Here is a 16,692-nt window from a genome sequence, read left to right as displayed (position 1 = left end):
TCGACAATCAGATTCTCAGCTGAAACCTCCACCGCCTTCAACTTCCCGCCTCAACTCCCCCGTACACCACATTCGACTTTAGCTCGGCATGTGCTGGCTGCCAGTCGTCTGGCTGCAGTTGCGAATGGCGATGATCGCTTCCCACTCGAATCAGGCCGGTATGGATACGCTACCTCGGCAATACTGGCGATATGCGCGATATTGGGAGTGGCTGGGCTATCCAGCCTTCGCGGCAATGCTGATCGTGTACTGGCTCATGGTGTTCAAGCCGTCGCTATGATCGACGACAGGCGAGCGACGGCCGTTGTACGTGTAGAAGCGGACGTTTCTGCAAAAGTGGCGAACTGCCGCACCAACCTAGACGGCGCAACTCGGACTTTGTCCACGGCCGTCGTCTCAAGCAGACTTCGGGTCTTTTTCGAAGCGGCGAACGACTTCATCCCATCCCGCTATCGCGATCTCTGCAACGGCCTGTAATTCCGATCTCTCCGCTCCGTCCCGCGCCCGAATCGCCATCCCGCTCTGAACGGTTTGCAGGAACCTCGCGAGCTTCGCCACATCAACGCGTTTCGGCAGCTCGCCTTCAGCCACGGCCTGTTCCAGACGCGACACGAGTACATCGAATGCCTTACCTCGCGTCGTCCGCATCAGATCGGCAAGCTCGGCATGGCCATCGCTTCCGACGCTACCTAACGTGACCAAGCATCCGTGTGGCAGATCGCAATCAGCCCCCGTCATCGCGGCTGCCGAATCCCATAGATACGCGAACGCCGCTTCCCGGGCCGTGGCAGCCTTGCGAAACCTTCCCAAAACCAAGTGCTCGTAGGTCACCGAATAAAGCTGCAGCGCTTCGGCGTACAGCTCATCTTTCGATCCAAACGCGGCATACAGGCTGGTCGAACCGATGCCCAGCGCATCCGTTAGGTCTGCAATCGATGTTGCCTCATAACCCTTGACCCAAAAAAGCTTCATGGCTTGCGCCAAGGCAGCTTCGCGATCAAACGCGCGTGGTCTGCCGCGCCCGCGCGACGCATGGGCAGAGGTCTTCGAAACCGCTTTAGATTTTTTTTGCATCGATCGCTGCATAAATCTCTTGACTGACCGGAACCCCGATTCTACGATATGTGCATCGATCACTACATAAAAGACGAACCATGAGCAACAATCTAGTCGGAAAGCGAGCACTCGTAACCGGGGGCTCTCGTGGCATCGGCGCGGCGATAGCGCTCGCGCTCGCCGAGAACGGCGCGGATGTGGCGCTAACGTATCAGCACGCAGCCGATAAGGCGCAGGCAGTGGTGGCTTCGATCGAGAAGCTCGGCCGTCGGGGCGTGGCGATCCAGGCAGATGCCGCGGATCCTTCCGCTATAAAACGGTCGGTCGAAGAGGCCGCCCGTGCGCTCGCTGGCCTCGACATCCTCGTCAACAACGCTGCCATCGCGCGCTACAACAGCATCGCCGATTTCAAGCTGGAGGACATCGACGCGCTTCTCGCGGTCAACGTTCGCGGCCCCGTGCTGGCGACGCAGGCAGCCATTCCTCACCTCGGAGCGGGCAGCCGCGTGATCACGATCGGCTCTGCCGGGGCCGAGCGCATCGTTGGCACGCCGGGAACGGTCTACTACATGACCAAGTCTGCGCTGCAGTCGTTTACGCGAGGGCTGGCCCAGGAACTGGGCCCCAAGGACATCACTGCCAATCTGGTTCAACCCGGCTCGACCGATACCGAGATGAATCCAGCCAATGGCGAGAGCGCGGATTTCCAAAGAAGCCTCATGCCATTGGGACGCTTCGCCGAACCAGCGGACATCGCCGCAGCCGTCGTGTTCCTAGCAAGCCCGGCAGCGCGGCACGTCACAGGCACCATTCTTACGGTCGACGGTGGTTTGCTCGCTTAAGCCAATCAAGCGATTGGGCATTTGAGGCGGAGAAGGGCGCAAAGGGGAAGTGCTGTGCGTTTGCCGCCACGCTTACCCCTTCCGCGACCCCGTCAACAGCGTCTGTGCCACCACAGCAACCAACAAAAACGCCCCACTGGCGAGGTTTTGATAATACGGACTGAGCGTGCCGACTTGATTAATGACGTTTTCAATCACGCCGAGCAAGATCACGCCCGCGAGCGGCCCGGCCATCGTGCCGACGCCGCCCGTCAGCAAGACCCCGCCGATGACGGCCGCGGCGATCGACTGTAGTTCATAACCGGTCCCCGCCGCGGAGAGCCCGGAGTCGAGATGCGAAGCGAGCAGGGCGCCCGCGAAGCCTGCCAGCGCGCCGCTCACACCATACGTCGCGATCTTCACGCGTTCGACGCGCACGCCGAGCATCCGCGCCGCCTCTTCATTGCCGCCGATGGCGAAAATCGCGGCCCCATACGCGGTGTGATTGAGCACGAGCGCACCGATCGAATAGGCGATCGCCAAGATCCAAATGAGATTGCTGACGCCGAACACGGCGCCGTTCGCGATATGCGCGAAGAACCCGGGATTGGCGATCAGCAGATCCTGATTCGCAAGCACGAGCGCCAGGCCCTTCAACCCGAGCAACGCGGCGAGTGTGACGATAAACGGCGCCATTTGAGCGCGTGCGATCAGCAAGCCATTGACGAGTCCCACGCACAGCCCCGCCGCGATGGGCGCGATAACCGCTGCCATCCATCCATACGGCGCCGCGTACGCCGCAATCACGGTACCGAGCCCGACCATCGAACCCACCGATAGATCGAACCCGCCGAGAATGATGACCAGGCTTTGTCCGATCGCGATGAGCCCGAGAAACGAACCGGCCGCGACGATATCGCCCAAATTCGCCGCATGAAGGAAATCGGGAAACACGGCGCCGGCGATCAAGCTGACGACAACGAGTATGCCGATCGCGCCACGCGCTTGTATCAACCGGAGGATGCGGTTGCGGCGCTCCCCGGTGCCGCCCGTCGCCTGAACGCCGGTCTTCATGTCCGCTGCGTCGATGCTGGTGTTCATTCGCGTCAGCCTCCCTGACGTTGCAGGTAAAGCGCGACGACGATGAACACCGCTTTCAAAATTTGCGCGTAGGTAAAGCTGATGTTGTTCATGATGAAGCTCGCGTCGAGCACCTGCAAGAGCACTACGCCGAACACCGTCCCCACGATCGAGATTCGGCCGCCCGATAGCGGCGTGCCGCCGATTACCGACGCCGCGATCGAATCGAGTTCGAAGTTCACGCCGACATAGTTCGGATCCGATGCGCCGAGCCGTGACGAAGCGATCACCCCCGCCAAACCGGCAAGGATCCCGCTCGCGGCATAAACCATGAAAAGCGTGCGCCGCACGGGGATGCCGGCCAAGAATGCCGCGCCGCGGCTCGCGCCGATCAGAATCGCATAGCGCCCGAACGTCATGCGTCGAACGACCACCGCGATCACGATCGCAAGCGCCAGGCCAATCAAGATCACAACGGGGATCGGACCGATGGCGGCCGTACCGAGCAGGTCGAAGGCGTCCGACGGCGGCAGGTTGACGCGCGAGCCGCCGAGCAGCGCTTGCGCGAGCCCGCGTGCCGCTACGAGCAACGCGAGTCCCGAGATCAACGGATCGATCCGCACGATCGAAACGAGTGCGCCGTTGAAGATGCCGCAAATCAAGCCGATCGCAATGCCGGCACAGATCGACGTCCCGACGCCGTAATCTAGGAACACGGCGATCGTCGCGCTCGACAGCGCCATCACCGAGCCGACCGACAAATCGATCCCGCGCGTGGCAATCGCCAAGTTCTGACCTAACGCAATGAGGATCACGGGCGCGGATTCGAAGAGCACGCTGCGCGCGGCGAGCGGATTCGAGAACCCGGGCGTCAGCGCCAAATTCAACGCAACGAGCACCGCCAGCGCGATGTAGACGCTATTCTCGCGGGCCCACGCGAGCGCCGCGTGGCCCGGTTGCCGGGGCGTTTGCGCGCCCGTGGCCGTGGGAGTGGAAAGACTCAAGCTATCCTCGCAGGTAGCGGATTCATGACGACGGCGCGTGGTTGGCGAGCATGGCGAGCACATCGTCGGCGCTTGCCTCGCGCGTCTGGATCTCGCCGATGCTGACGCCCTCATTGAGTACGACGAGCCGATCGGTCAACTCGAGCAGCTCTTCCATTTCGGAGGAGGTCACGACGATCGCGAGCCCTTCGTCGGCAAATCCGCGTATCACGCGATGAACCTCCGCCTTCGCGCCGACGTCGATCCCGCGCGTCGGGTCGTCGAGCAGCAGCACGGCCGGATGCGTGGATAGACAGCGCGCGATAAGCGCCTTTTGCTGATTGCCGCCCGAGAGCGTCGAGATCACTGCACCTGGGCCCGCGGTCTTGATGCCGAGGGCCTCGATGTACTGCCTAACGAGCGCTTCTTCCTTGCGGCGAGAAATAAAGCCGAAGCGCGAAATGCGCGGCAATACCGATGCAACGATGTTCTCGCGCACCGATAGCCGAGGAAAGATCCCTTCCGAGCGGCGGTCTTCCGAGAGAAAGGCGAGGCCGCCGCGAATCGAACGAGCCGGGGCCGTGCCGCCAAGCACTTGCCCTTTCAAACGCACGACGCCCGCATCGGCCTTTTGCGCGCCGAAAACGGTTTTGAATGTTTCGGTTCGGCCCGAGCCGAGTAAGCCCGCGAGTCCGACGATCTCTTTGGGGGCGATCCGCATCGACACGTCGCGTACTCGCGTGCTCCAGCGCAACGCCTCGACATCGAGCGCGGGGTCGGCCGCGGCAAACGCATCGCGGGCGCGCTCGGCGCGGCGCTGGCCTTGACGGTGTCCTTCGCGGCCGAGCATCGCGGCAATCAACGCGTTGTGCGGCAGCTCGTGGGGTATTCCCGTCTTTACGATCGCGCCGTCGCGCATGACCGTGAAGCGGTCGCACAGCCGATAGCATTCTGAGAGCCTGTGGCTGACGAACAGCAGGGCGATGCCGTCGGCTTTCAACTGGTCGACGACCTTGAACAGCACATCGACTTCGGCGCCCGAGAGCGCCGATGTCGGCTCATCGAGAATCAGTACGCGCGCACCGAGCGATACGCCCCGTGCAATCGACACCATCTGCTGCTCGCCGAGGCCGAGCGTGCCGAGCTTAGCCGCGGGGTCCACCATCAGGCCGTAGCGCCGAACGATTTCGCCGGCCTTCGCGTTCATCGCGCGCTGATCGATCAATACGCCGAAGCGTTTCGGCTCATGGCCGATGAAGATGTTCTCGGCGACGCTGCGCTCGGGAATCAGGTTGATTTCCTGATAGACCGCGCATACGCCGTGTTGCTGCGCGGCCCGCGGCGAATCGAACGACACGGGCGCGCCGTCGAGCACGACCGTGCCTTCGTCTGGCCGATGAAAACCCGTCAGGATTTTGATCAACGTCGATTTGCCGGCGCCGTTTTCGCCGACGAGACCATGGACTTCGCCCGCCCTAAGCGTCAACGACACGTCGCGCAGCGCACGCACGACGCCGAACGTCTTGCCGGCGTTGCGCGTCTCGAGCACGACCCGGGCGGTCGTTTCGCCATCGGTACGGCTATCGGAACCGGCCGAGACCGGAGATGCATGCAGCGGATCGTTCATGCGTCAGCCTGCGTCGTGAAAGAGCGCGTTGCAACGTGGGTCGATGCCCGGCGGGCGATCGACGGGCGATCAATACGCGGCGCCGGCCGCTAGCGATTTTTTGGCGTTGGTCTTGTCGTAGAGTGCGTCGTGCATGATCTGCTTTTGCGCCACGGGCTTACCGGCGAACCAGTCCGACAGCGATTGGAACGCCAGCGGTCCGAAGCGCGGGTTGGTTTCGACGTCGGCCGCCACGATGCCGTCCGAGACGTCGCGCACCACGTCCTTGGTCCCGTCGATCGATACGATCGTCATGCCCTTGAGTTTGCCGGCCTGCCGCAACGCGGTGATCGCACCGAGCGTCATGACGTCGGCATGCGTGTAGACCGCGTTGACGTCGGGATGCGAGAGCAGGATCTGCTCCATGACCTTTTGCGCTTCGGTCGTCGACCAATTCGCCGTTTGCGCGGCGGCGAGCTTCATGTCGGGGTAGGTTTTCAGTACTTCGGCGAAGCCGTCCGTGCGCTGGCTTTCCACTGTGTTGCCGTAGCCGCCCTGGATTTCCGCGACGACGGCCTTGCCGCCCGTCGCATCGGCGAGCGCCTTCGCCGCGCGCTTGCCTTGCGCATAGAAGTCGGAGCCGAGGAACGTGATGAAGTCCTCGCAGGGCGTGCCCGCCGTTTGCCGATCGATCGTCACGACCGGGATGCCCTTCGCCTTGGCTTGCGCGAACGCGGGTTGCAGCCCCGTGGAATCGTTCGGCGCGACGATCAGGGCTTGCGCGCCCTGATTGATCATGCTTTCGATATCGGCTACTTGTTTGGCCTGGTTGTTGTTCGCGTTCGTATAAAGCAGGCGCTTCACGCCCGCGGCTTTCGCGGCCGCGCGCACCGACGCCGTCTCGGTAGCCCGGAACGGGTTTTGTTCGTTTTCCGATTGAGAAAAGCCGACCACGAGCCCGCTGAGCTTGAGGTTGCTCGGTTTGGGATTCGTGCAGGTTTCGTTCGATGCGTTCTGAACCTTCTGTGCGCTGTCGTCTTGCGCCCATGCGCCCAGCGACCACGCGCCGGCGACGCATAAGGTCAATGCCGCCAACCGATGCCGCAGCGTTGCTTTTGACATGCTTTGTCTCCGTTGTTCCGGACCCGCGAGGGTCCCGACTTCGTTGTTATCGACCGCATCGTCCTTCGCAGCATGGCTTCACATCAGCGGTGGACGACCTCGGAGTGCCACTTGCATAACGTTTGTTGATCCAGCTTCATCGACTTGTTGCGAGGTAATATTAATCGCTAATCATTAAGAATATTAATAAGGGTATCCCCTGCATCCCTCGGGGCGGCTGTAGGGGTGGACGTGCGCGGGGCCGCGACGGAGCCGCGCTCGATGAGCGGACCGTCGAGCTTGATCGTGCGGCGCTTGAACGGTGCGCCCGCGCTGCGGTTCTCTTCTTCTTGCAGCAGCGTTTCGACGGCCCAGCGGCCGAGTTCGTAGTTGGGGAGGACGACTGTCGTGAGCGGCGGATGCGTATGTCGCGCGATCTCCTGGTCGTCGTAACCCATCACCGAGACATCCTCCGGCACGCGCAGCCCCAACTGCTTGATTGCTTCGATCGCGCCGATCGCGGTCAAGTCGTTGCCGCAGAAGATCGCGGTAGGCGGGTTCGGTTCGCGCATCAGCGAGAGCGTCAGTTCGTAGCCCTTGCCGGAACTCCAATCGCCGTCGCGCACGAGGCTTTCGTCGAAGGGCAGGTCGGCGGTGGCGAGCGCTTGGCGGTACCCTTTGAGCCGGTCTTTGGCCGCGTCCTGCCAGGTTTCGCCGTTGATGAAGCCGATCCGGCGGTGGCCCGCGGCGATCAGGCATTCCGTGGCCGTGTAGCCGCCCGTGACTTCGGCCGGCACCACCGATGACAGGACCGCTTCGGTCGAGTAGCAATTGAGCAGCACGGTCGGCACTTTGAGCAACGGCGCCGGCACAGCGACTTTGCGCGTGTAGACCGTCGCATAGATCACGCCGAGCACGTTGGGATTGGCCAGCGCGTCGTGCAACACGCGCTGTTCGATGTCGGCATTGCCATGCGTGGAGTACACGGCCAGTAGGCAGCCGTTGTTCCAGGCGGCGTCGCGCGCCCCGTCGACATTGACGACCGGATGCGGGCTCGTGGAGATTTCGTCGGCGACGTAGACGATTAGATTGCGCTCGCCCGGCGCGACGGGCGCCGTGGTGCGCGTGGGCAATTGATAGCCCAACGCTTGCGCCGCTTTGAGGACGTTCTTGCGCGTGCCCTCCGAGAACTTGGCACCCACCGCGCCGTTCAGAATGAGCGAAACGGTGGACTGCGACACGCCCGTTGCCTTGGCGATGTCGGTCATGGTGGGGCGGCGTTGAGTGGATTTTTTCATCGATGGCCAGCAGGAGCGCGCGAGGTGATGGCCACGGTATCACTAATATTTATGACTCGCAATCGGCGTCGATGGGGAGTACGCCAGCGGTGCTCGCGCCACGGCCGCGCGTGGCGCGAAAGCCGCCTGAGGCCGCCTTATTGCCCCGTCGCGCCCGCGCTTTTGACGGCGCACTCGCTCGTCACCTTTTCGCCGTCGTCGAAGACGAACGTCATGCGGATGGAGGTGCCGACTTTCAGTGCATGCTTCGGCTGTTCGAGCATCAAGTGATAGCCGCCCGGCGAGAATTTGAGCGTGCCGTTCGCCGGTACCGGCGCTTTCTCGACCATCACCATGGCGGAGGTGCTGCCGTTGCTTTGGGTCTGGTGCAGCATGGCCATGCCGAACGCATCCGTTTGAACATCGACGAGATTGACCTGCTTGGCGCCCATGTTCATGACGCTGAAATAGCCGCCCGACGGCAGGTCGCCGGGCAACAGGCGCACCCAGCAATCCGACACCATGACCGAGGTCGGGGCGGCCGGAGCGGGCGCGGCGCACAGCGACAGAGCGAGGGGCAGCAGGGTCGTCTTCATCGAGAGTTTCATGGTTTTCCTATTGGAAGTCATAACGGATGTCGTTCATCAAACGGTAGCGGATGCGGCGGTGCGGCCAAACAACAGGCGGTCCATCAACCAAACAACCGCCATCGTCGCGCCCATCAGCGGAAAAACGATGGCCAGCGCGACCAATGCCGTTTTCCAGCCGCGCATGGGCGCGGCGAGACGTTCTCGCGCGGGTGCGCCAAGGCTACCCGAGGGCCGGCGCATCCACCACATGATGCAACCGGTGATGGCAAGCGCCGCTAAACCGAACGATAGCGCGGCGCAGACGATTTGATTGGCTACGCCGAAATAGCGTCCCATATGAAGCGATGTGCCATAGGAGACGGCCTTGCCGATCGCACCGTAATCGCTATAGCGAATGTCCTTGAGCACGACGCCGTTGTAGGGATCGATGTAGATCGTGCGTTCGAGTTTCGGATCGGCCGGGAAGTACGAGACCGCGTAGACACCGTCGGCCGAGGTGGGCAGGGCGATATCGTAGCCGTCGACGAGACCGCTTTTACGCATCGTGGCGACGATCTGTGCGAGGGATAGGGGGAAGCTTGGCGAGTCCGTGGCGTGCGCTTGGGGCACCCGCACGGCGCCGACGGCCCAAGGCACTTGCGGCAACGGCATCTCATCCATCGTCATACCCGGCATGCTGTCCATCGTCGAGTCCGATGTGTTCGGCGATGCGTCGACTTCGGACTCGCCGCGCCGCGCAGGCCCTTTACTCTTGATCGCCAGCCCGCCCCAGGCGCCCGGCGGCGAACCGAGCTTGGCGCTCGTGGCGAGGGCCTTGAACTGCTTGCCCCAAGATCCCGTCCAGGGCAGCCCGGTCGCGACGAACGCGAATGCGCCGAGCGCGATCCAAATGCCGAGCGTCGCATGAATGCTTTTCCATAGAGGCCGTCCGCGCTGACTAACGTCGGGTAGGAGCAGCGCGCGTATCGAGCTCGTCCGGCGCGGCCACCAGAGCGCCACACCCGTGCCGATCATGACGAGCGTCCAACAGGCGACGAGTTCCATCAACAATTCGCCTGTCTTGCCGAGCAGCAGCTTGCGGTGAATCATTCTGTCGATCTGCATGAAACGGCGATCGACGTCGAGCGTACCGAGCAATGCCCCGTCGTAGGGATCGAGGTAGACGCTCTCTTTGCGTCCGTTCGGCAACCGGAAGATGAATTCCGCGCTGCGGTCGGGGCGGGCGGAGATGTGGGCGGTCGTCGCAACGGCACCGGGCGGCATCGCCGCGCGCGCACGCGCCAGCAGCACATCTTCGCCCTGGCGCGGCGAGTGGCGAGGCGTGACGACGAGCCGGTGCGGATATAGCAGGGGTTCGATTTGCGGCTGGAAGCAGTAGATCGTGCCCGTGATCGCCAGCACGACGAGAAAGGGCATGACGAATAACCCGGCATAAAAATGCCAGCGCCAGAGCGTGCGATAGCCGTTGTTCGGCCGGGCGCCCGGCGCGCCCGTGCGCATCGTGCTCGAACGAGTGGATACGGTCGACATCGGTAGGTCTCCTTTACATCCGCAACCGGCCTTCGACATAGAAGGTGCGGCCGGGATAAGGGTGATAGACGTAGTAACGGTCGTCGAAGAGGTTGTCCACGCCGAACGCGAGTTCGCTAAGCTTGGTCGGGTGAACCGTGAACTTGGCATCGACTACCGTATAGGTGCTGGTGCCGCCGAACACGTTCGGATTCGTATCGGTATTGGTGAGCGTGTTGTACTCGCGCCCCGAGTAGCGCGCGGCCATCGTGACGGCGTAGCGTTCGCCGAACCGATAGGTCGCGGCGAGATCCGCGCGCCAAAGCGGGATGCGATAAAAATACTTGCCGACGGTCGCGGGGTTTTGGCTGTTGGCGAGAATTCTCGATTGCGTGTAAGCCAAGCTGCCGATCAGGTCGAGCCCGTGGACCAACACGTCCTCGCCCTGATAGCTGAGTTCCGCTCCGCGTGAACGAACTTTGCCGATGTTCTGAAAGTTCGTCACGTTGGGAATGACCGTCGTGTCTGTCTGACTGAAGATCGTGTTCTTCACGTCGTCCTCGAACAACGAAAAACGGACCGACGATTTGTCATGAGCCCATTCGGCGGTCAGCTCTTTGGAGAGATCGTCCTCCGGCTTCAAGTTCGGGTTGTTGTTGACGATCGCGCTGCCGTTGATCTGCCCTTGGAAGAGTTCGCTGACGGTGGGGAATCGATAGGCGCGGCCGACCGATGCGCGCAACGTCAACGTGTCGGTCAGATCGAACGATAACGAGGCCTTCGGCGAAAAGTGATGCGCGCCCGCGTTGGGATAAGGCACGGCGGCAGTTCCGACGGCTTGCATGCCGTCATACGCTTGCCAATCCTCGTAGCGCACGCCGTAGACGAACTTCCAGCGCGGCAGGAAACGCCATGCATCTTGGGCGTACAGCGCTTGCGTTTGGGTTTTGCCTTTGAATGCGTTGGCGAAGCTGCCCGCGGCGGCGTCGATCCACGCGTTGGTGTTGTACGTTTCGTTATCGAGGAAGTAGTCGTCGTAGTGATAGCCGAACGCGAGCGCATGATTGGCGATGCCCGCGCGCGACGACGCGGGCGTCCATGTCGCTTTCAGATCGAGGGTCTTCCAGCCGGTCCCATCGCCGAACGTGACGACGCCCGGGCCGTTGCCAGGGGTGCCCCCGTTGGCCGTGCGAGCCACGCTATTGGGTACGTCGAAATAAGAGGCGATCGCTTCGCCGTTCCAGCCCGTGGCATTGCGCGTGGAAAGCGAGACGCCATAGAGCCAGTTTTCGCTCCATCCGGCGCTGGGCGCCAGGGCCGACGCGGGGATGTTGTACTCGTTGCCGCCGATATTGACGAGGCCGCTATAGATGGGTTTGCCGGTTGCGTCGGACAAAAAGGTCGACGTTTGGCTCGTGTAAGTGCGATGCCAATAGCCTAGCGTAAGTGCGCCGCGCACGGTCGGCGTGAAGTCGTACTGCATTTTCAACTTCAGTTGATCTTGCGTGACGTGCTCGATGCCTTCGCCGTTCACGCCGATTACCGCGGTGGACGCGTTCGTCTGGTTGTTGTAGAAGTAAGCGCCGGTGACCGGGATATCGCCTGCTTTTGCCGGCGTATTCGATTTCGCGAGCGTGGCGAACTGCAGCGGCTGGCTCGTGTTCTCGAAATGATTGGCGCCGATGAAGAACGCGAACTTGCCGATGCGGTTGCCGATCGTCGCACTGGCCTGGCTGCCGTTGAAATTGCGATTGACGCCGAAGAGATCGAAGTGCTGCGTGAAAGCTTTGACGTCGGCATCGGCTTCGAATTTCGTCGGCATCCGCGTGGAAATCAGCACGGTTGCGCCGAGCGAGTTGCCGGGATAGAGCGCCGAGAATGGGCCGTAGAGGACATCGACGCGCCGGATCTCGTCGGGGAAGACCATCGACCAGCGCGGCGGAAAACTGTAGCTGCTGCCGAGCAGGTTCGACAGCAGGAGCCCATCCGCGTAGACGAGGCCGCGTGCGCTTTGCGTATTGCTCGTGCCGCGTACGGCGATGATCGAGTTCACGTCGCCGATGAAGCGCTTGCGCACGGCTAGATTGGGCAGGTACTTGAGCGTGTCCTCGGTGTTGACGACGTTCCAGTTTTCGAATTGCTTGCGCGTGACCGTTTCGGTCGACGCGGGTAAGTTGGGATCGAGCAGCGGCGCCGCGCCGGCGCTATCGGCGCGAGCGGTGACGGTAATCGTCGGCAACGCGACACGGTCCGGCGACGAGGTCCCGCCGTGGGCTTGCGGCGGGGTATCGGCGCCCGTGCCGCGGCTCGTATTATCGGCCGCCCACGCGGCCGGCGAGATCAAGGCGAGCGGGACGAGCGCCGAAGCGGCGATACGCGCGCGAGCGCGCGGCCTTCGCGAGGGAAGGTGCAACATGCGATATTCCTGAATCGTTGAACGAACGGCCGCGCGCGCCCTCGATGGGCGTGCCTATGCGGCAGCGGATAACGGCGATCAGGAAAAAGCGGGTGGGGCTCTGGGCTGCCCGGACGGGAAGGCGCCTAGCGGCGTGTGGCGAACGCTAAGCATCGGCACGGCGATCGCCACGAGCAGCATGACGAGCACGAGTGGTGCGGGCGGCAGTGCCGGTACGGCGATATGGTCGGCCAGCAGGTCGCAATAACCGCAGGCCGCGAGCGGATCGGTATGCGTGGCGTGGACCGCATCGGCGGCCGGCTGGGTCGCCGCGCAAAGGGGGGCGGCCGACGGGTCATCCCGGTGCGACGCGACCACCAACTGGCTAACGATCGGCGCCAGCACGATGAGCCACATGGCGATGAGGCCAAGCCATGCGGTCAAGTGTGGGCGGGAGCGGAAAGCCATGGTCGTGCGGCGGATTGACGTGCGCCGCAGTCTACCATCGGAAGCGGCCGATGTGCGAGCGGGCGGATTGCCGCGATGGCGTTCGCACTATCTGCGCCGGTCCCCCGGGGACAGATGGGGCGGGACGCGTTCTTGCTTGCCGTAAGGGAAATCAATGGCGAGGCCGGTATACTTGCCCTTTCGCGCAGACTTCGCCAACCATGCAGATTCGAGCTTCGACCAATAAATGGTCTCTCCAACATCTCCATAAGCTCTGGCTACACTATGGCGTGTTCTGGCTCGGCGCCGTCGCCGCCGGACTGATCGCGGTACTCTATGCGCGCTTGATCGATTTCGGCTACGACTTCTTTCTCAAGCACGTCGCACACGATATCTGGCTGCCGCTGATCGTGACGCCCGCTCTCAGCGCCGCGTGCGTGTGGCTGACCCGGCGATTTTTCGATGGGGCCGAGGGCAGCGGCATTCCGCAAGTCATTGCGTCGTTGCATGGGCCTCGCGACTTGGGGCAGCGCTTGCTGACGATCCCTATTCTGATCGGCAAGATTTTGATTTCGTTCCTGGCGATTCTCGGTGGATTGACGATCGGGCGCGAGGGGCCGACGATCCACGTCGGCGCATCGTTGATGTTCAGCCTGCGGGAGTTCTATCCGAAACGCTTCCGCGCGATCAGGGGCGCCGCGCTCGAGCGCAACCTGGCGCTGGCCGGCGCGGCCGCCGGCTTGTCGGCCGCGTTCAACGCCCCCCTTGCGGGCGTCGTATTCGCTATCGAGGAACTGACACGAAGCTTCGAAGCGCGCACGAGCGGGGTGTTGATCACCGCGATCATCTTCGCCGGCGTCGTATCGCTCGGTCTTCAAGGCAACTACGTGTACTTCGGGACGATCGATATCGGTCCCCGGCTGCCGGACCTGTTGTTTATCGCCGTGCCGCTGGTGGGGCTGCTCGCGGGTCTCGCGGGCGGCTTTTTCTGCTGGCTGCTGCTCAATACGCGCCGCTGGATGCCGGCCGCCGTCCTGCAACTGCGCGCGCAGCGTCCCGTCGCATTTGGGGCCGCTTGCGGGCTCGTCATCGCCGTCGTCGGTATCGTAAGCTCGGGTCACACGTTCGGCAGCGGTTACGCGGAGGCCCGCTCGATGCTGGCGGGACACGGCAACGTCAGCGCGCTGTATCCGGTGTTCAAAATGATCACGATGGTCGGCTCGTATCTGCCGGGGGCCCCGGGGGGGCTGTTCGCCCCGTCGCTCGCAATCGGTGCGGGCATCGGCAATACGCTGCATATGGTGTTTTCGCAAATGCAGTTGCCGATGTTGATCGCGTTGGGGATGGTCGGTTACTTGGCCGCCGTCACACAAAGCCCGATCACGGCCTTCGTCATCGTCATCGAAATGATCAATGGGCACGCGCTCGTGATCTCGCTGATGGCGACCGCCTTGATCGCGAGCCGGGTTTCGCGGCTTTTCGCGCCCCCGTTATACGAAGCGCTCTCCGAGCGTTACATGCCCAAGCGCGAGAACGTCTAAGCGGGCAAACCTTCGGCGCGGCGCTGGTCAGTGCGTGATCGACAGGAACAGATACGCGGCAAACAGCGACAGGTGCACGGCGCCTTGCAATACCGTCGTGCGCCCCGTGCTCAGCGTGAGGCTGCTGATGAACAGTGTGAGCGCGAGCAGCACCGTTTCCATGCCGCCGATGCCGAGTTCGAGGGGGCGGCCGGCCCAGATGAAGACGGCGGCGACGGTCGGAATCGTTAAGCCGATGCTGGCGAGCGCCGAGCCCAGCGCCAGGTTCATGCTGGTTTGCAGCCGGTTCTCGCGCGCCGCGCCGACGGCGGCGAGCCCCTCGGGCAGTAAAACGAGCGCCGCGATGACGATCCCGACGGTAGCGGGCGGGGCGCCCAGCGTCGCGACGCCGCGTTCCACGGCCGGCGACAACAGCTTTGCGAGCAGGACCACGGCGACGAGGCTGACGAGCAGGAAGGCGAGGCTCGTCAGCGCGACGCGTCCGCTCGGCGCAGGCGCGGCGTGCGCGGTGTCGCCGGTGCCGCCCGAGGAAAGGAAGTAATCGCGATGGCGCACGGTCTGCACGAAGACGAATACGCCATAAAGGACGAGCGAGCACACGCCCGCGAAGGCGAGCTGCGAGGTGGACAGTTGCGGGCCGGGCATCGCGCTCAAATAGTTCGGCATGACGAGCGAGAGCACCGAGAGAGCCGCGAGCACGGCGAGCGCCTTGCTCGCGCCGCGCCCTTGAAAATCTTGCTCGCCGTGTTTCCACCCGCCCACGAGCAGGCAGAGTCCGACAATGCCGTTGCAAACGATCATGATCGCGGCGAATACGGTATCACGTGCGAGGCCGGCTTTTTCGGGGCCTGCCGACAGCATGACCGCCACGATCAATGCCACTTCGATGATCGTGACGGCCACGGCGAGCACGAGCGTGCCGAGCGGCTCGCCCACGCGATGCGCGACGACCTCGGCGTGATGCACGGCCGCGAACACGCTGCCCGCGAGCGCAGCGGCAATGAGCGCGATCGCCAAGCTTTCGCCAGGGATGACCTTCGATAGGCCCAGAATCAGCCACGCCGCGAGCGGGGCCCAAAGCGTCCAGCGCGGAAGTGCATGCGATGAGGTCGACATGAAGAGGTCCTTGATCGTGGCTGCCGGAAGCGGCGATCTTATCAGGCGTGCTTCGGGTGCCTCCAAACGCCGCACCGTCGGTTACGACGCGCGGCACGCGCGCCGGTTCCGCATCCCGGTGTTGCGCGAGGGCGGGACATTCGCGGACAATGCTGCTCGCATCGAGACGCCGGCCTGTCCGCGTTCGCGCGGTTGCTCGGCCGGCCTTCGATCGCTCAAACCATCAACCGACTCGTGAGCGGACACGTGCAATTAAAAACGGCGCCGGGACGTGCGAGCGCATGGCTCGATGATCTGATCGCCCGGCTTCTTTCCGGCAGCGACGAGCGCGGCCGCATCGCCAATGCCGTACGCATATTCATTGCATTCGGGATCAAGCAGGCCTGGGTTTGTCTTTTCGGCGGGCTGATGGTGGGGCTGTTGATCGGCACGCATTTGTGGTATCCCGCGCACGCGGTGCTGCCGCGCTACGATGCGCTGACGATCGCCGCGCTCGTGATCCAAGTCGTGCTGATTGCGCTGCGTCTGGAGACGTGGGACGAGGTGGCCGTCATTTTGTTGTTTCATGCGGCCGGCACGTGCATGGAGTTATTTAAGACGGCGGTCGGGTCGTGGGTCTATCCCGAGTTCTCGTATCTGCGAATCGGCGGCGTGCCGCTTTTCAGCGGGTTCATGTATGCGTCGGTCGGCAGCTATATTACGCGCGCGTGCCGAGGGTTCGACCTGCGCTTTTCACACCATCCGTCTTTTGCCTCCACGGCTGCGTTGTCGGTCGGAATCTACGCGAACTTCTTCCTGCACCACTATCTGCCCGACGGCCGGTATCTGTTGATCGGCGCCGCGGCGATCCTGTTTCGCCGGAGTTGGGTGTATTTCGTCATCGGCAAAACGGCGCATCGGATGCCGTTCTTGCTCGCATTCGTGCTGATCTCCGGCTTCATTTGGCTCGCCGAAAACGCGGGAACGTATAGCCACGCCTGGCTCTATCCGAGCCAGGTCAAAGCCTGGGCGATGGTATCGGTATCCAAGTGGGGCTCATGGTTCATGCTGACGATCATGAGCTACGTGATGGTGACGCTCGTGAACCGGCCACGCGAAATGGGCCATGCTTCGCGCGGCTCGCTCGCCGTGCGTATGCCTTCATAAGCGCTATGCGCAGGAGAGTCGAGG

Annotated in this window: 14 protein-coding genes and 1 pseudogene; 4 read left to right on the top strand and 11 right to left on the bottom strand. The window is 63.0% G+C overall.

Features of this window, described 5'->3' with window-relative positions:
- Window positions 1-85: 85 nt before the first annotated feature.
- A pseudogene (locus DXT59_RS00850) lies at window positions 86-280 on the top strand (DUF2269 family protein); the annotation flags it as partial.
- A gap of 116 nt (window positions 281-396) precedes the next feature.
- Here the strand turns inward: DXT59_RS00850 and DXT59_RS00845 are convergent.
- Window positions 397-1,074: a TetR/AcrR family transcriptional regulator gene (locus tag DXT59_RS00845; RefSeq protein WP_240324353.1), complete on the bottom strand. Its 678-nt coding sequence runs from the start codon at window positions 1,072-1,074 to the stop codon at window positions 397-399.
- Between the two features lie 80 nt (window positions 1,075-1,154).
- Here DXT59_RS00845 and DXT59_RS00840 point away from each other — a divergent pair, with 80 nt between their 5' ends.
- Complete coding sequence (locus DXT59_RS00840; protein ID WP_116134959.1) at window positions 1,155-1,898, top strand: SDR family NAD(P)-dependent oxidoreductase; 744 nt, start codon at window positions 1,155-1,157, stop codon at window positions 1,896-1,898.
- A gap of 72 nt (window positions 1,899-1,970) precedes the next feature.
- On the opposite strand, the gene DXT59_RS00835 is transcribed toward DXT59_RS00840, so the two are convergent.
- From DXT59_RS00835 to DXT59_RS00795, 9 genes are all read right to left on the bottom strand, one after another.
- Window positions 1,971-2,978: an ABC transporter permease gene (locus DXT59_RS00835; protein ID WP_240324352.1), complete on the bottom strand. Its 1,008-nt coding sequence runs from the start codon at window positions 2,976-2,978 to the stop codon at window positions 1,971-1,973.
- A gap of 5 nt (window positions 2,979-2,983) precedes the next feature.
- Window positions 2,984-3,961: an ABC transporter permease gene (locus DXT59_RS00830; RefSeq protein ID WP_240324351.1), complete on the bottom strand. Its 978-nt coding sequence runs from the start codon at window positions 3,959-3,961 to the stop codon at window positions 2,984-2,986.
- Window positions 3,962-3,983: 22 nt separating this feature from the next.
- Window positions 3,984-5,567, bottom strand: a complete 1,584-nt coding sequence (locus DXT59_RS00825) for a sugar ABC transporter ATP-binding protein (protein ID WP_116134953.1) — start codon at window positions 5,565-5,567, stop codon at window positions 3,984-3,986.
- A gap of 69 nt (window positions 5,568-5,636) precedes the next feature.
- Window positions 5,637-6,668 carry an ABC transporter substrate-binding protein gene (locus tag DXT59_RS00820; protein ID WP_116134951.1) on the bottom strand — a complete coding sequence of 344 codons (1,032 nt, stop codon included), beginning with the start codon at window positions 6,666-6,668 and terminating at the stop codon, window positions 5,637-5,639.
- 167 nt (window positions 6,669-6,835) lie between these two features.
- Complete coding sequence (locus DXT59_RS00815) at window positions 6,836-7,915, bottom strand: LacI family DNA-binding transcriptional regulator (protein WP_162877885.1); 1,080 nt, start codon at window positions 7,913-7,915, stop codon at window positions 6,836-6,838.
- A 167-nt stretch (window positions 7,916-8,082) separates the two neighbouring features.
- Window positions 8,083-8,532, bottom strand: coding sequence for a copper chaperone PCu(A)C (locus tag DXT59_RS00810; RefSeq protein ID WP_116134947.1), 450 nt, complete (start codon window positions 8,530-8,532; stop codon window positions 8,083-8,085).
- 36 nt (window positions 8,533-8,568) lie between these two features.
- Window positions 8,569-10,044: a PepSY-associated TM helix domain-containing protein gene (locus DXT59_RS00805; protein WP_116134945.1), complete on the bottom strand. Its 1,476-nt coding sequence runs from the start codon at window positions 10,042-10,044 to the stop codon at window positions 8,569-8,571.
- A 13-nt stretch (window positions 10,045-10,057) separates the two neighbouring features.
- Entirely contained in the window at window positions 10,058-12,439 is a 2,382-nt protein-coding gene (locus tag DXT59_RS00800; RefSeq protein WP_116134943.1) for a TonB-dependent receptor, read from the bottom strand.
- A gap of 78 nt (window positions 12,440-12,517) precedes the next feature.
- A complete protein-coding gene (locus tag DXT59_RS00795) occupies window positions 12,518-12,886 on the bottom strand; it encodes a DUF2946 domain-containing protein (protein ID WP_116134941.1) in 369 nt (122 codons plus the stop codon).
- Between the two features lie 200 nt (window positions 12,887-13,086).
- Between DXT59_RS00795 and DXT59_RS00790 the strand changes: the two genes are divergently transcribed.
- Window positions 13,087-14,406 (top strand): chloride channel protein, encoded by a 1,320-nt coding sequence (locus tag DXT59_RS00790; RefSeq protein ID WP_116134939.1) that lies wholly within the window; start codon window positions 13,087-13,089, stop codon window positions 14,404-14,406.
- 27 nt (window positions 14,407-14,433) lie between these two features.
- Here DXT59_RS00790 and DXT59_RS00785 read toward each other — a convergent pair whose 3' ends face one another.
- Complete coding sequence (locus DXT59_RS00785) at window positions 14,434-15,522, bottom strand: calcium:cation antiporter (protein WP_116134937.1); 1,089 nt, start codon at window positions 15,520-15,522, stop codon at window positions 14,434-14,436.
- Window positions 15,523-15,768: 246 nt separating this feature from the next.
- Here DXT59_RS00785 and DXT59_RS00775 point away from each other — a divergent pair, with 246 nt between their 5' ends.
- Complete coding sequence (locus DXT59_RS00775; RefSeq protein ID WP_116134980.1) at window positions 15,769-16,668, top strand: DUF817 domain-containing protein; 900 nt, start codon at window positions 15,769-15,771, stop codon at window positions 16,666-16,668.
- The last annotated feature ends 24 nt before the right edge of the window (window positions 16,669-16,692 follow it).

Origin of the sequence: Trinickia diaoshuihuensis, from assembly GCF_003390925.1 — a bacterium.
Lineage (GTDB): Bacteria > Pseudomonadota > Gammaproteobacteria > Burkholderiales > Burkholderiaceae > Trinickia > Trinickia diaoshuihuensis.
Note: the sequence above shows the minus strand (reverse complement) of the source record. Positions and strands in the feature narration are given on the sequence as shown.

Coding starts and splice junctions, on each gene's coding strand:
- DXT59_RS00845 (WP_240324353.1), bottom strand. CDS start 1,074: ATGCAAAAAAAATCTAAAGCGGTTTCGAAGACCTCTGCCCATGCGTCG.
- DXT59_RS00840 (WP_116134959.1), top strand. CDS start 1,155: ATGAGCAACAATCTAGTCGGAAAGCGAGCACTCGTAACCGGGGGCTCT.
- DXT59_RS00835 (WP_240324352.1), bottom strand. CDS start 2,978: ATGAACACCAGCATCGACGCAGCGGACATGAAGACCGGCGTTCAGGCG.
- DXT59_RS00825 (WP_116134953.1), bottom strand. CDS start 5,567: ATGAACGATCCGCTGCATGCATCTCCGGTCTCGGCCGGTTCCGATAGC.
- DXT59_RS00820 (WP_116134951.1), bottom strand. CDS start 6,668: ATGTCAAAAGCAACGCTGCGGCATCGGTTGGCGGCATTGACCTTATGC.
- DXT59_RS00815 (WP_162877885.1), bottom strand. CDS start 7,915: ATGACCGACATCGCCAAGGCAACGGGCGTGTCGCAGTCCACCGTTTCG.
- DXT59_RS00810 (WP_116134947.1), bottom strand. CDS start 8,532: ATGAAACTCTCGATGAAGACGACCCTGCTGCCCCTCGCTCTGTCGCTG.
- DXT59_RS00805 (WP_116134945.1), bottom strand. CDS start 10,044: ATGTCGACCGTATCCACTCGTTCGAGCACGATGCGCACGGGCGCGCCG.
- DXT59_RS00800 (WP_116134943.1), bottom strand. CDS start 12,439: ATGTTGCACCTTCCCTCGCGAAGGCCGCGCGCTCGCGCGCGTATCGCC.
- DXT59_RS00795 (WP_116134941.1), bottom strand. CDS start 12,886: ATGGCTTTCCGCTCCCGCCCACACTTGACCGCATGGCTTGGCCTCATC.
- DXT59_RS00790 (WP_116134939.1), top strand. CDS start 13,087: ATGCAGATTCGAGCTTCGACCAATAAATGGTCTCTCCAACATCTCCAT.
- DXT59_RS00785 (WP_116134937.1), bottom strand. CDS start 15,522: ATGTCGACCTCATCGCATGCACTTCCGCGCTGGACGCTTTGGGCCCCG.